Source organism: Georgenia sp. M64, from assembly GCF_038049925.1.
Lineage (GTDB): Bacteria > Actinomycetota > Actinomycetes > Actinomycetales > Actinomycetaceae > Georgenia.
In genome coordinates this window covers 2,598,554-2,613,511 of the sequence record NZ_CP145809.1, presented here as the reverse complement: position 1 = coordinate 2,613,511, position 14,958 = coordinate 2,598,554, and the positions used below count along the sequence as shown (strand labels likewise).

At 74.6% G+C, this 14,958-nt stretch carries 4 protein-coding genes; 1 reads left to right on the top strand and 3 read right to left on the bottom strand.

Features of this window, described 5'->3' with window-relative positions:
* The first annotated feature begins 150 nt into the window (after window positions 1-150).
* Window positions 151-1,047 carry a ribokinase gene (locus AAEM63_RS11685; protein ID WP_341358450.1) on the top strand — a complete coding sequence of 299 codons (897 nt, stop codon included), beginning with the start codon at window positions 151-153 and terminating at the stop codon, window positions 1,045-1,047.
* Window positions 1,048-1,062: 15 nt separating this feature from the next.
* Here AAEM63_RS11685 and AAEM63_RS11680 read toward each other — a convergent pair whose 3' ends face one another.
* The 3 genes from AAEM63_RS11680 to AAEM63_RS11670 form a co-directional block, all read right to left on the bottom strand.
* Entirely contained in the window at window positions 1,063-2,406 is a 1,344-nt protein-coding gene (locus tag AAEM63_RS11680) for an MFS transporter (RefSeq protein WP_341358449.1), read from the bottom strand.
* Window positions 2,407-2,457: 51 nt separating this feature from the next.
* Window positions 2,458-5,928 carry a BTAD domain-containing putative transcriptional regulator gene (locus tag AAEM63_RS11675; RefSeq protein ID WP_341358448.1) on the bottom strand — a complete coding sequence of 1,157 codons (3,471 nt, stop codon included), beginning with the start codon at window positions 5,926-5,928 and terminating at the stop codon, window positions 2,458-2,460.
* Between the two features lie 64 nt (window positions 5,929-5,992).
* The gene (locus AAEM63_RS11670; protein WP_341358447.1) at window positions 5,993-14,941 is read right to left on the bottom strand and encodes a SpvB/TcaC N-terminal domain-containing protein; all 8,949 of its coding nucleotides are present in this window, start codon (window positions 14,939-14,941) and stop codon (window positions 5,993-5,995) included.
* Window positions 14,942-14,958 lie beyond the last annotated feature (17 nt).

Sequence of the window (14,958 nt, the reverse complement as noted above, 5' to 3'; positions counted from 1 at the left end):
CCCGCGTCGGTTCGCTTCGTCACCAGGGTGGTCCGACGCCGGACGAGCCGCATCTCGACGCGGTGGGCGGTCGACGGGGGCCGGGGATGGACGAGGAGGTCACAGGGGCACCGACGGCGCCCGGGGGTGACCGTCGGGGACAATCGCCGTATGGGCAGCAGCGGCCGCATCGTCGTCGTCGGCTCGGCCAACGCCGACCTCGTCCTCGACGTCGACCACCGGCCGGCCGCCGGTGAGACGGTGCTCGGCTCCGACGTCCGGGTGACCCCGGGCGGGAAGGGTGCCAACCAGGCCGTCGCGGCCGGCCGGCTCGGCGGGGACGTCACGTTCGTCGGCTGCGTCGGCGACGACGACCACGGCGCCATGCTCCGCCGGTCGCTCGAGGCGGCCGGCGTCGACGTCGGCCACCTGCGCACCGTGGGGGCGCCGACCGGGAACGCCGTCATCCTCCTCACACCCGACGGGGAGAACGCGATCATCGTCTCGCCCGGCGCCAACCGGCACGTCACCCCCGCGCTCCTGACCGGCTGCCGCGCCGCGCTGGCATCCGCCGACGTGGTGGTCCTCCAGCTGGAGATCCCCCTGGACACGGTCGAGCACGTCGCGCGCGAGGCGACGTCGGCGCGGCTCGTGGTCAACGCCGCCCCGGCGGCCACGCTCCCGGCGGAGGTCCTCGCGGTCGCCGACCCACTCGTCGTCAACGAGTCCGAGGCCGCCGTCCTCGTCGGCGGAGCCAGGACCGGCCCCGGCGCGACCGTCACCGCCCTGCTCGCTCTGGGCCCGCGCTCGGTGGTCGTCACGCTCGGTGGGGCCGGGGCCGCCCACGCGGTCGCCGGTGGCCGGCCGGAGCACACCGGGGCTCGCCCGGTGGACGTCGTCGACACGACCGGCGCGGGCGACGCGTTCGTGGGGGCCCTGGCGCTGGCGCTCGCGCGGGGCGCCGACCTGGGCGACGCCGTGGTCGCCGCGACCGAGGTGGCGGCGTTCGCCGTCGGCCGCCGCGGCGCCCAGGAGTCCTACCCGCACCCGCACGAGCTGGGCGGGTGACCGAGCGGTACCAGGTCAGGCGTCGGGCGTCGCACCCGCGGTGACGGCCCGCCGCCCGGACGGCACGATGACGGCGACGGTCGCGACGAGGAACATCAGGGCGCCGGAGACGACGAGCAGGGACTGGACCGTGAACCGGTCGGCCAGCGGGCCGAACACCGCCATGCCCAGCGGCATGGACACGGCCATGACGATGCCGACGAACCCGAACACCCGGCCCTGGCGATCCGGCTCGACCGTCTCCTGGAGCACGGTCATGGACGGGGTGGAGAAGGCCGGGACGGCGAGCCCGACGAGGAACATCAGGCCGATGAAGACCCACATGTGGGTCGCCAGGCCCATGCCCACGGCGAGCGCACCGAAGACGAACGTGGACCCGAGCACCATGACCACCCGGTTCTGCAGACCGCCCCAGGCCGCGATGGCCGCGCCGCCCAGCATCATCCCGATGCTGAACGCCAGCTCCAGCGCGGTGAGCTTCCAGACCTCCTCGCCGAAGGTGCGGACCATCATCAGCGGTGTGAGGTAGGACGGCGCCACGACGAGGAGGAAGACGACGCCGTAGAGCACCAGCAGCCAGCGGACGAACGTGTGGGTGCGGACGTAGCGGACGCCGTCGACGAGGTCGTCGAGGTAACCGGGGCGCTCGGCCGCGCCGGCGGCACGGGCGAGCGCCGGCACGGACAGTGCGAGCAGGAGGCCGATGCCGACCACCGCCGTGACGACGTCGACGAGGAACACCGCCACGATCGAGAAGCTCGCGTACACGGCGGCGGCCACGGCCGGCGCGAGGAGCATCATCGCCGACTGGATGGAGCCGTTGATGCCGTTGACCCGCATGAGCCTGGTGGTCGGGACGATCTGCGGCAGCAGGGAGGCGACGGCGGGCATCTGCACCCCGGCGCCGACCGAGCGGATGGCGAGCGCGAGGTAGATCAGCCACAGGTCGTCGATGCCGCCGAGCATGAGCAGGGCGAGGCCCAGGGTGGTCACCGCGATGGCCGCGTCGGCGCCGATGATGAGCCGGCGGCGGTCCATGCGGTCCGCCCAGACGCCGGCGAAGACGGACACGACCGCCTGCGGCAGGAAGCCGAACACCGAGGCCAGGGCCATGACGGCGCCCGACCTCGTCTCGAGCGTGAGGTGCCACATGATCGCGTACTGCACGAGCATCGAGCCGAACAGCGAGACGGTCTGGCCCGAGAGGAAGATCGCCGCGTCGCGGCGCCAGGTGGGCAGGTCCGCCTCGGTGGTGCCGACGGGCCCGGTGGTGGCAGGGTCGCGGGGGTCGCCGGGGCTCCCGGCGTCGGGGACCGGCGGGGTGGCGGGGTCGACCGCGGAGGGCGGCGTGGTGGTCACCGGGACATTGTCGCCGAGGGGTCCGACACCGGTCGATCCATTTCCGGGGGCTCAGAAGCCGTACCGCTCCCGCTGTGCCGCGAGCCACCGCCCGGCCAGCGGGATCTCCCACCCGCGGCACAGCTCGGCGGCCCGGTCGGCGTGGCGCGCGGCCGCGGCGAGGTCCCCGGTGGCTGCCGCGGCGAGCGCGAGGTAGGCGTCCACCGGCCCCGAGGCGTTCGCGGAGCCGGCCGAGCAGCTGAGCCCGGCGTAGGGGACCGCCCGCTCGTAGGCGGCCGCCCCGAGCGCGGCGTCGCCCAGCCCCAGCGCCGCCTCGCCCGCCATGCACGAGCCGAGCAGCGCCACGAAGCTCTCGTCGTCGAGCGTGGCGGGGTGCGCGGCGAGGTAGGCCCTCGCCTCGTCGACGCGGCCGGCACGCAGGAGGAAGACGGCGACCGTCGTCGCGAGCGGCTGGGGGCCGGCGTCCATCGCCATGAGCGCCGGGACGGACTCGGCGCTGCGGCCCTGCCACAGCCGCAGCGCGGCCATCGCCCCGGCCAGTGCCTCGCCGGACTGGTGGATCCCGGTCATCCGGTCGAGCTCCTCCAGCCGGGCGACCCACTCCTGCGCCTCGTCGAACCGGCCCGCCATCGCCAGCCACGGCACCTCGAGGTTCGCCAGGACGATCAGCCCGAACGGGACCCGCAGCCGCGTGGCGAGCACACGCGCCTCGTCGATGGTCGTGCGCATCGGCCCCACCATCCCCAGCTCGCCCTCCACGCCCGCCCGCAGGCAGAGCGCCACGAGGTAGGTGCGCTCGTACCCGATGCGCCCGGCGATGCGCGCCGCCTCCTGCGACCACGCCAGCCGCTCGCGGACGGTCGCCGGGCCCTGGAGGGTCGCGCAGGCCACCTCGCAGGCGTCCAGCAGCAGCACCTCCTCGCCCAGCCGCCGGGCCATGGCGATGGCCTCCTCGAGCAGCGCCCGCCGCTCGGCGACGCCCGCGCCGTGGTAGAGCTCGTTCGCCAGGCTCAGCAGCGCCCGGCAGCGCACCGCGCCGTCGCCGGGCCCGACCCGCTCGAGCGCCCGGCGCAGCGTCGCGACCATGCCCGCGTGGACCTGCCCCTCGGGCGCCGACTGCCACAGCGCCCCGACGGTCGGGGCCGACGCCGCTCGGACGAGGAGCTCGACGTCGCCGATCTCCTCCGCCACGGCGACGGCGCGCTCGGCCGTGGCCACGAGCCCCTCCCAGCTGCCGGCCCACCGGTAGGCGTCGACGAGGTCGAGCAGGACGTCGTAGCGCTCGCGTGCGGTGGCACCTCCGGCGACGTCGATCGACGTCAGCGCGGACGTGAGCAGCTCGGCCGCCTGCTCGTACGCGTGGAACCGGCGGACCGCCCCGGCCGCGGCGACGGCCGCGCGCCAGGCGTGCGCGGCGTGCGCCGGACCGGCCGCGAGCCAGTGGTGGGCGGCCTCGACCTCGCGGCCCGGCAGCCCGGCGAGGTGCGCGGCGACGCGCGCGTGGGTGCGCGCCCGCCGGGTGGAGCTGAGCTGGGAGCGCACCGTGTCGCGCACGAGCGCGTGGGAGAAGGAGAACCGGTCCACCCCCTCGTCGCGGACCAGGCCGGCCGCGAGGGCCAGGTCGAGGTGGTCCAGGAGCTCGTCCTCGTCGCCGCCCGCCGCCGCGGCGAGCGAGGAGACGTCGAAGCGCCGGCCCACGACCGACGCGGCCCGCAGCGCCGCCACCGTCGGGCCCGGCAGGCGCTCGAGCCGGCGCAGCAGCACCTCGCGCACGGCCGAGGGCGGGTCCGGCTCCGCGAGGAGGCCGGGCAGGTCCCGCCGCTCGCGGGCCAGGCGCGCGTACTCGACGAGGAAGAACGGGTTGCCGTCGGTCCGCTCGCGCAGGGCGTCGGCCTCGGCCCCGGTCGGGGTGGTCTCGGCGACGGCGGCCACGACCGCCCCGACGGCGGTCGCGTCGAGGCCGTGCAGGGTCAGGCGCAGCGCGTGCCGGCGGGCGAGCGCCGCGGCCGCCTCGGCGAGCGGACCGACGGGCTCGGGGTGCTCGCGCCAGGTGCACAGCACGAGGAGCCGTCCGGACTCCGCGGTCTCGGCCAGCAGGCGCAGGACCCGCAGCGAGGCGGGGTCGGCCCAGTGGAGGTCGTCGAGCACCACGACGACGGTGCGCTCGCGGGCGGCGGCGACCAGCGCCGTCACGATCGCCTCCCAGGTGCGGAAGCCCGCGCCCTCGTCCTGGCCGCCCGGTCCGAGCGGCAGGTCCTCCCCGAGCCCGCGCAGCACGGCCGCCCACGGCCACAGGGGCGGTGCGCCGTCGTCCTGCGAGCACCGGCCCACCAGGACGCGGGCGCCCCGGGCGCGCGCGAGGACGAGGAGCTCGTGGCTGAGCCGGGACTTGCCGATCCCCGGCTCGCCGACGAGAGCGGCGAAGGACGGGCTGCCGCGGTCCGCGGCGTCGAGGAGACCCGTGAGCGCGACCAGCTCGGAGTCGCGGCCGACCATGGGCCACGAGGGCAGCCGGGGGAGCGGGGTGGGGTCGGCGCGGTCCCCGCCGGTCGGTGGCGCCGCTCGCGGGGCCGCTGGAGCCGCGTCCTGCGCGGCATCCTGGTCGGCGGGCGCGGCGCGCGTCCCGGCCGTGACGGGCGGTGGCACCGCCAGTGCCGGGTCCTGGGTGAGGACGGCCGCCTGGAGCGCACGGAGCTCGGCGGCCGGGTCCAGCCCCAGCTCGTCGGAGAGCACCTCGCGCACCCGCCGCAGCACGTCGAGGGCGTCGGCGTGCCGGCCCCCGCGGGCCAGCGCCAGCGCCCGCAGCGCCCACAGGCGCTCCCGCAGCGGGTGCGCGGAGGTCAGGGCCTCCAGCTCCGCGGCCGCCTGGCCGTGCCGTCCGAGCGCGAGCCGCGCGACGGCGAGGTCCTCCAGCGCGAGGAGGCGCAGCTCCTCGAGGCGGGCACGCTCGGCGACGGCGGAGGGGGCGTCCTCGAGCTCGACGTACGGCTCGCCGCGCCACAGGTCCAGGGCCGACTCCAGCCGGGCGACGGCGTCCTCGAGGACGCCCGCCGGCAGGGGGCCGGCCTGCCGGCCGGCGGGCCGGCCGCCCGCGGGGTCGGTCCGCGCGCCGGCGGGGTCGGTCCGTGCGCCGGTGGGGGCCAGCCCCTCCAGCACCCGGGCCGCGGGCGCGAGCAGCCGCCGGGCGTGCCCGGTCACCTGCTCGAACACCGCGGCGTCGAGGTCCTCCGGGGCCAGGCGCAGGGCGTAGCCGGGCTCGATCGTCACCAGGACGGTGGCCGGCGCCCGGGCGGGCCGGTCGGGCTCGAGCACCCGGCGCAGCCGGGCCACGTACGCCTGCAGCGTCCCGGCGACGGCCTCGGGCGGGTCGTCCCCCCAGAGCAGGTCGATGATCGTGTCGACGGCGACCGGCCGGCCGCGGTGCAGGGCCAGCGCGGCGACGAGGGCGCGCTGCTTGCGCGTCCCCAGGTCAAGCGGGCCGTCGAGGAACGCCTCGACGGGGCCGAGCACCCCGACCCTCACAGCGCCGAGCATAGGACGCCGCCCCGGGGCGGCCGGCCCGTTCGGCCGGCCGACCCGGGGTCCGTCAGCTCGCGCCCGAGTCCGGCGGACCGTCCGCCGCCCCGACGCCCGCGCCCGGCGACGAGGACCCGAGGCCGCCGCCGGCCGGACTCGCCGCGGCGGGGCTGCCGACGGCGGCCGGACCCGGCGCCGCCCCCGCGCCGGTGGGCGCCGTGGCCGTGCCCGGCACGGGCGGGCCGTTGGCGGGTGCGGCGTCGGCGGCCGGCGTGCCCGCACCGGGTACCGGTGCACTCTGGCCGCCGAGCCCGTCGTCGGCCGCGGTGTCGGTCCCGGCCCGGCCCGCCCGGTCGGTGGCGCCCTCGTACACCTTCTTCTGGACGAACCCGAACGGCGAGAGCTGGACGTCCTGCACCGCCCAGCCGTCGGCGGTCTTGACGAGGTTGACCTGCACGAGCGGTTTGGCCTCGAACCGCTCCGAGAAGGCCTGCAGCGACTTCGCCCGCTCGGTCCCGGAGAACCGCACCAGGGCCTGCCACAGCCGGGAGGACCGGGCCAGGTCGGCCTGGAACGCCGCCGCCTTGCCGGCGGCCGCGAGCCGGCCCACCGCCGCCGCGATCCCCGGCGAGCGCAGGTCCGCCCCGGCCGCGTCGGGCGCGTCCCCGCCGGGGTCGACCAGGCGCAGGGGTGAGGACTGGGCGTAGGAGTACGCCGGGAGCAGCGCCGGGTCGGCCGCAGCCGCCGCCGGGTCGCGGTGGAGGATCGGGTCGGGGCTGTAGAAGATCCCCTCGCGCGGCTCGTACCACCGCTGCCCGAGGCTGACCAGGTCCCGCACCTCGTCGAGGTACCCGCCGGCGTAGAGGTACGGCGTGCGGTGGACGTTGGAGTCCTCCCGGATCCAGGGCTCCCCGCCGGGCAGGTACTCCCAGTGCTCGAAGACCTTGCCGGTGTCGTCGGTGACGACGTTCGTCGAGCCCTGGAGGTCCTTGTGCAGGTAGTACTGCTGGTGCTCGTAGTCGTCGTCGAACGAGCGCTTCGAGCCCAGCCGGTCGTCCCCGGCCCAGATGTTCTTCCACGGGACGGAGCCGTTGCGCACGGTGTACCACCGGTTGACGAACGAGGTCTCGCCGTCGGGGCCGCGCTCGATCGCCCGGCGCCCGTCGGCGTCGTAGGTGTAGTCGGTGGTGTCCGAGCCGTCGTCGATCCGCGTGATGCGGTCCTCGGCGTCCCAGGTGACGGCGCGGGTCTCGTTGGTCTCGGTGTCGTCCCAGCCGGTGAGGTTGCCGTTGGCGTCGTAGGTGTACGTCCGGGGCCCGTTGACCGTGAGCTGGTGCGGGCCGTCCCCGGCGTGGTCCATCTCGAAGGTGTAGGTCGTCGGGGTCTGGACGAGCGCCCTGCCCCTGCCGTTCGCCTTGCGGATGACGTCGGTCTGCTCCTTGCGGGTGACGTTGCCGTGGGCGTCGTAGGTGAGCGCGAGGGTGAACTCGCGCACCTTGTCCGGCGGGACGTCGGCGGTGCCCTCGGCCGTGCTGAGCCGGTAGTACGGGTCGTAGGTGTAGCTCTGCTCGCTCGGCCCGACGTAGAGGCTCGGCACGGCGTCCGGGACCTCGTTGACCATCGACAGGACGTTGTCCACCTTGTCGTAGGAGTAGGTGAGGTTCTGGACCTGCCGCACGTCGGTGTCGGTGACGAGCGTCTCGAGCCGGCCGATGTAGTCCATCGCCCACTGGCTCACGACGCCGTTGCCGGTGCGCCGCAGCCGCCGGTCGAGGAACTCGTCGTACTCCTGCCGGTCGAGGTAGCGGTAGGTGCACGTCACGGCGACGTCGGAGGTGACCGTGGCCCCGGCGGCGTGCGCCTGGGCCGTGGGGACCTCCACGGCGGCGTTGATCCCGCGCTCGACCGTGTAGGTGTACTGCCCCGGCGTCCCGGTCGCGACCCGGTCGGTGACCCGCAGCTGCTCGCCGCCGATGGTGATCGTGAACGGCAGCTCGGGCACCGACGACGCCCGCTCGGTCACCGTGATCGTCGTGGCGACCGCGTCGACCGGCGCGGTGAGCGCTCCCAGCTCGGTGCAGTCCTTCGTGCCCTGCATCCCGGAGAGGAGCCCGCCGGAGTTGTACTCGTGGGCGAGGACCTCGCCGTCGGGGTAGGTGAGGGTGTCGAGCCGGCCGAAGGAGTCGTAGGTGAAGCCCGTGGTGAAGGTGAGCTTGTCCTGCGTCTGGGGCCCGAGGTTGTGGGCCTTCATCGTCGTGGTCTCCTGGGCCACGTTGCCGAGGGCGTCGTAGGTCAGGGACTGCAGGCGGGCGCCGTCCTCGAGCGCCACCACACGGCCGGCGCCGTTGCCCGCGGCGCCCGGGGCGCCGTAGGTGTAGGCGACGTCCGGGGTGCCGGCCGGGTAGTCGATCCGCACGAGACGGTCGACGTCGTAGGCGTAGTCGATGCTCAGGCCCTCGGCGCGCAGGTTGGGCGTGACCTCGGAGACGAGGTTGCCCGCCGCGTCCCAGGACAGCTCGCGCAGCCCGCCGTCGGGCGTCTCGGTGGACAGGCGCCGGCCGAGCCCGTCGTAGGTGTGCGTGGTGAGGTTCTCGGCGCTGTCGAGGACCGAGACCAGCTGGCCGAGGGCGTCGTAGCGCATACGGGTGCGCAGCGACTCCGCGCCCGCGGGCAGCTCGTCGACGACGAGGAGGTTGTCCCGGACGTCGGTGTAGGTGACGTGCTGCTTGCCGGTGGTGGCGTCCTCGTTGCGGTTGGCGTCGGTGGTCCGGGTGACGAACAGGCCCGCCGGCACCCCGGTCACCGACCCGAACGAGTACTCCATCGTCGTGACGTGCGGCTCGTCGCCGTCGTCGCCGTTGGGCACCGAGACCTCGGCGACCTGGTCGAGGAGCGTGTACGAGGTGACGGTGGGCGGGTACGTCGACGTCGCCGTCTGGTACGTGCCGATGGTGCCGAGCGGCTCGACGATCGGGAACCACTCCCTGACCTCGCGGCCGAGGGCGTCGAACTCGACGGCGCCGGCGACGATCATCTCGTCGGTCGAGGCCTCCGCCGGGTCGCCGGCGAGGATGTCGGCGTCGTGCTTGGTCTGCGTGACCCGGCCGATGCCGTCGACGAACGCGACCGTGTCGATCGTGTCGTCGTTGAAGCGGTCGTGGTGGCGGGCGACGGCGTAGCCGTAGTCCGCTGCCGTCGGGGCGTACTCGAAGGCCACGGTCGGCGGGCCGGCCGGGTCCTGGTCGTACGGGCTGCGGATGGTCTCGAGCCGGCCGAACGCGTCGTAGGTGTAGCTCGTCGTCGCGCCGTTGGCGTCGACGCGGGCGGTGACGCGGCCGGCGGGGGAGTACGTGGCCGTCGCGGTGAGCCCGTGGCTGTCCACGACCTCGGCGACGTCGGTGTGCCGGTCGGTGTCGTAGACGTAGTCCACGGTGTAGCGCTCGCCGTCGGCGTTCTCGGGGTAGGTGATGCGGTCGTAGCTGCCCCAGGCGTCGAACTCGAGGTCGGTGACGGCGACCGCGGCGTCGTCGATGCGCTCCTCGAGGTGGATCGGCACGGCGTTGAGGCACAGGTCGGTCGAGCCGTCCCGCTCACGCAGCACGTCGCCGCCGGCGCCCACCACCGTGAAGATCGCCGGCTGGGCGACCCACGAGCTGTCGCGGCACTGCGAGTAGGTGGTGACGGAGGTGAGGTCGTCGTCGGGGTTGCCGGGCTGGCCGGGGTCGCCCTGCTCGGTCACGTTGCCGAGGTCGTCGTAGGCGAACGTCGACTCCCGCGACGTGCCCAGGTTCCCGGTGGCGTCGTACCAGGCCTGGACGACCTTGGTGCGGACCACGCCGTGGGCGTCGTCGAGGAGCGCGAGCGCCTCGGCACCGGTGGCCGGCCGGCTCACGAGAGCCTCGACCGCGTCCCCGGGAGCCGAGCTCGCCACGTTCTCGGTCAGCTCGGTGAGCATCCACGTCGACGTCGTCGACGAGAGCCGCTGCCCGGACCCGTCCCGGAGGACCTCGGAGGTGACCAGCCCGGAGTCGAAGACCGTGTCGGTGGCGTAGGCGCGCACGGTCTGGCGCAGGACGGCGGCGTCGAGGGCGCCGTCGCGCTGCTGCTCGGTGACGGCGGAGTAGCCCATCTGCTCGCGCTCGACAGGGTCGAACCGGCCGCCCTCGTAGAGGTACGTGGTGGCCTGGACGTCCGGGCCGTCGCCGGGCCGGTTGTCGTCGACCTCGACCGACGTCATGAGCCACACCGGGTAGGGCTGGTCCTCGGTGTTGCCGTCGCGGGTGTAGCCCAGGCGGATCTCGCCGCCGAGGGGGTTGGTGACGGACTGCAGGAGGTTGGTGCGGCCGCGGTTGTTGGCCCGCACGGTCATCGTGCCGTCGGCGGTGCTGCGCACGGAGTCCGGGTAGCCGTCGCCGTCGACGTCGGTGAGCTGGACCTGGGTGGAGGACAGGCTGCGCTCGTAGCTGGCGCCGGGGTTGACGATGATGTAGCAGCCGGGCCCGATCGGCGGCGGGCACAGCGGCCCGACCGGGATCATGAAGTCGAAGCCCCCGCCGAGGCCGCGGCTGCGGTCCTGGGCGGCCTGCTCGCCGAGCGGGATGTCGCCGATGAGCTCCAGCTCGCCGGTGACCATCGAGCCGTAGTCGACCTCGGGCGCGAGTCCGCTGCCGGAGCCGAAGGCGACCATCGTGCCGTCGCCGGCCTTGCGGATGCGGTCGAGGACGCCGTCGCCGTCGACGTCGACCCAGGAGTACCGGGCCTGGTCGATGCCCTCGCTGTAGGACAGGCCGCCGGAGAACTCCTTCTTGTTGTAGTTGAAGCCCAGCAGCGGACCGACGGAGCCGGAGTAGGACTCGCCGTTCTCGAACGCTCCGCCGGACCACTTCACCGCGGTGTCGGAGAACCGGTAGCCGAGGTTGAGGTAGACCGAGACGCCGTCGAGGCTCGCCACGACCTGGTCGGGCAGGCCGTCGCCGTTGACGTCGGCGAGCTCGCGCTCGAGCGGGGCGTCGGTGTCGAGGTCGGTGGCGCCCAGGCCCTCGTTCCAGTCGGCGCTCAGGGAGCCGGGGTTGGTGAACTGGGCCGTGATGCCGAGGCTCGCGCCCACGTTGGCGCCGGACTCCTGGGTCTCGGCCGCCTCGCCCTGCTGCGCCGATCCCGACGAGGTCGGCTTCTTCCCGCTGCCGGAGGTGGCGGCGGTGTCCTGGGCGGTGTTCGCGTCGCCCTTGGAGTTGCCCTTGACGTCGATCGCGGTGCCCTCGAAGCCGCCGCTGACGGCGAAGGTCGTGTCCTGACCGACGACGTCGGGGCCGTCGCCCGAGCCGGGCAGGTAGCCGCCCCGCGGGGTGGTGTAGGTGATCCGGCCGGGCGCGACGACGTCGGGGAAGGCGTCGCCGTTCATGTCGACGTAGTCGAGCAGGCCGAAGCTCGGACCGGCGCCGAAGGCTCCGGAGACGGGCCCGATGCCGGCGACGAGGCCGAAGACGGGTGCGGAGACGCCCACGCGGCGCACCGCCTGGACGCCGGCGCCGGCGGCGGAGCCGGCGACGCCGATGCTGTCGGCACCGGTGCGGGAGGAGGACATGAAGCCCGCCCCGCCGGCCAGGTTGTCCTTGATCCCGCGCCAGATCGGCACGGCGGTGACGACCCCGCCGGCCCCGACGACGTCGAGGACGTACGGGGTGAAGGTGTAGGACTCGCCCTGGGCGGGGTCCTGGTAGGTGTCGTCACCGAAGCCCGTGGGTGCGGCCTCGGGGTAGTCCGCGCGGTCGAACTCGAAGGCCTGCTCGTCGATCGCCGTGGTGGACCGGCCGTCGGCGTTGTAGCCGGCGTAGGCCCACCCGCGGTGGGCGATGGGGAAGATGGCCTGGCGCCCGGACCAGTTGAGGGTCTGGGGGACGTCGCGGTCCTGCTGCACGCCGTCGCCGTCGGTCCAGCGGAGCGAGACGTCGCTGCCCGTGATGTGGTCCGAGAGACCGGGCTCGCGCACGGTGAGGTCGAACCAGTAGTCCTCGTCGGGGTCGAGCTCGACGGTCAGGCTCGTCGACCCCGCGGTGGGCAGGCCGGCCAGCGGCGGGACGGGCACGTCGAAGGTGCCCTTGGCCACGAGCTCGCCGGGGTCGCCGTCGGCGGTGCGCTGCTTGACCGTGAGCACGACCGTGCCGGGCTCGGTCGACGCGACGGCGCCGACCTGGCCCGAGACGGTCACCGTGCGGGCCACGTCCAGGTCGGAGGCCCAGGGCTCGGCCGGGGCGGTGAGGTCGTTGCGGGGGTAGATGTCGATGTCGTAGGGCACCTCGAGCTCCAGCGCCGGCTCGTCGGCGACGAGGTCGCCGTCGAGGTCGGCGAGGACCGGGATCTCCGTCGCGCCGTCGAAGGCCTGGGTGTAGTACAGGCGAGGCGCGAACGACAGGACGGTGGGGTCGACCGGGGAGTCCGCGGCGATCCGCACGACGACCGAGTCGGCGCTGCCGGGCGTCCCGTCACCCGCGGGGACCGGGGCGGCGACGTCGATCTCGGTCGAGACTGCGACGTCGCCGGTGGCGGCGGCCGCGACCGGCACGGAGTGGACGACGGTGCCGTTGTGGATGACGAGCACGGTGAGGTCGTCGCTGGTGGCGGCGGACTTGGTGAGGGTGCCCTCGACGCGGACGGTGCCGGCCAGCGGCATGAGCACCGGGGTGTCGGGGCGCCCGGCCAGGGTGAAGTCGTCGGCGGCGGCGTACTCGGTCTGGCTCAGCCCGTTCGCGTCGCCGCCCGGGGTGCCGAGCGAGGTGTAGGTGACCACGGGGCTCCAGCGCAGGAGGTCCTCGGCGCCGTCGTCGACCGAGCCGACCCTGAAGTACAGGGCTCGGCCACGCTCGACGGCGACCGTGTCCACGCCCGTGGGCGTGGCGGTCGCGCCGGGGGTGGCCAGGTTCGCGGCCCACAGCTCGGTGCCGCGGTACTGCACGGCGGCGCGGACGCCGTCGCCGGCGTAGTCCGTCCCCGAGGGCGGGTCGAGGGTGGCGTCGCCGGTGATCTGGACGGTGCCGGTGAACGGGGCCACCCAGCGGTGGACGACGTCCTGGAGCGGGGAGCTCGCGCGCTGGAAGTCCTCGAACTCCTGCAGCGCCTCGATGCCCGCGAGGCTGGCGGTGCCGGGGTCGATGGGGACGGCGGTGCCGGAGCTGTCGTCGCGGAACTCCACCCCGCCGCTGCCGTCGGGGGTGTTGAACCAGACCTTGCCGGCGCTGACGTAGTCGGGCCGGCCGTCGTTGTTGACGTCGGTGAAGTACTGCTCGCCGATGGAGACGTCGGCGGCGATGTTGAACTGCACGGAGACGCCGAAGTAGGCCTCCGGGCCGCCGGAGATGCCGACGGACGCCTCGGTGGAGAGGGTGCCGATGCCGACGACGGGCTTCGCGGGGCCGAAGGTCGTGGTGCCCCCGGGACCGGAGGTGTTGAGGCGGTACTGCACGCCGGCGCCGGTGATGTTGCTGCGGAAGACCTTGTCGGGCAGGAGGTCGCCGTTGAGGTCCATCATCTCGACCAGGCCGCCGGTGCCGCCGCCGCTGACGGAGATCGACCCGCCGAAGGAGCCGGTCTTCGACGGAGCCGTCGCGTTGAAGCCGATGTAGGCGTGTCCGTCGCCGCTGTTGGTCTCCGAGGCGCCGAGGGCGGAGAGCTCGACACCGCCGAGGAGGGTCTGGTTGAGGTCGTTCGCGCCGCCGCCGGCACCGGTGGTCCAGGTGGCATCGCCGGCGAAGCCGTCGTAGGTGCCGGTGTCGTACCCGACCTCGTCGTAGTAGGTGAAGGTGTGGGACCCGGCGACGGCGTCGTCGGAGCCGACCTGCTCGACGGTGCGCAGGAGCGACTTGCCGAACGCCTCCTCGGTGTACGTGAGGTTCCAGGCCTTGACCAGCGTCCCGTAGGTGGTCCGGGCGGTGCCGTCGGCCGCGGGCGTGCCGTGGCGGACCTCCACCCGGCGGAGCAGGTCGGAGGTCACCTCGAGCGCACCGGTGGAGGCGTCGACGACGACGTCCGGCCGGCGCTCGGTCACGCCGAGGTCGCCGTCGCGGAGGAAGACGATCTCGTAGGCGGGGTCGTCCGGGACGCCCGCGGCGAGGGAGCCGGTGTACCGGATCGAGCGGGGGTAGAAGCCGGTGCCGAGGGTGGCGTCCTCGGCGCCGACGCCGGTGCCGGCGGGCTTGTCGTAGGTGATCCGCATGATGTTGCTGGAGATGTCGCGGACCCCGGACAGGCCCCACCGCACGGCGTTGCCGGCGTCGTCGGTGAGGATCGCCTGCGGGTCGCGCGTGCCCTCCGGCGTGCCGCCGTAGTACCGGGTCGTCCCGGTCTTGTCGGTGACCTCCCACCAGTAGGTGCTGGGGCTGTCCCCGTGACGGACGATGCGCTCCCACTCGGTCTCGACGCGGCGGGTCCAGTCGGCCTTGTCGCCCTCACGGTCGACGAAGGGGAACCGCACGGCCGTGGGGCTGAGCTGGTCGCCGTCGAGGAGGTAGGTCTCGCTCTCGACGTCGCGCTCGCCCTCCGGCCCGCACATGGCACCGGCGGCCGGGCAGAACAGCGGAGTGCCCCAGCGGGTGTCGACCTCGACGGCGCCGAGACCGAGGTCCCAGCCGGTGCCGAGCCAGCCGTTGCCGCCACCGGAGTCGTACGCCAGCTCGAGCGTGGGCTCGACGCCGGCCCGGCCGGCCGGGACGCCCAACGGGTGGCTGAGCGCCGCGCCGCCCTGGTTGTCCGCCTCCGGCGGCGCCACCAGGTCGAGGTTCTCGGTCGGGTCCGCCAGCTGCAGGCCCTCGAGGGTGTCCTCGCCCAGCTCGGCCGGGGTGATCTGCGGCTCCTGGCCGAGCGTGGCGGGCTCCGCCCCGGAGAGCACCTCCGACGTGGCCGGTGGGGCGGTCGCCACCAGGGACAGCACCAGCAGGGTGCTCAGTCCGAGCAGCGAGAGGGGACGGCGGGGGGAACGGCTGAGGCGGGGGGAACGGGCGCGGCGGGTCGTGCGGGGGCTCGGCACGGGGGGACTCCTGGCGG

What these genes read in the sequence shown, in the direction of transcription:
- AAEM63_RS11685 (WP_341358450.1), top strand. Translation starts at nt 151, where the DNA reads ATGGGCAGCAGCGGCCGCATCGTCGTCGTCGGCTCGGCCAACGCCGAC.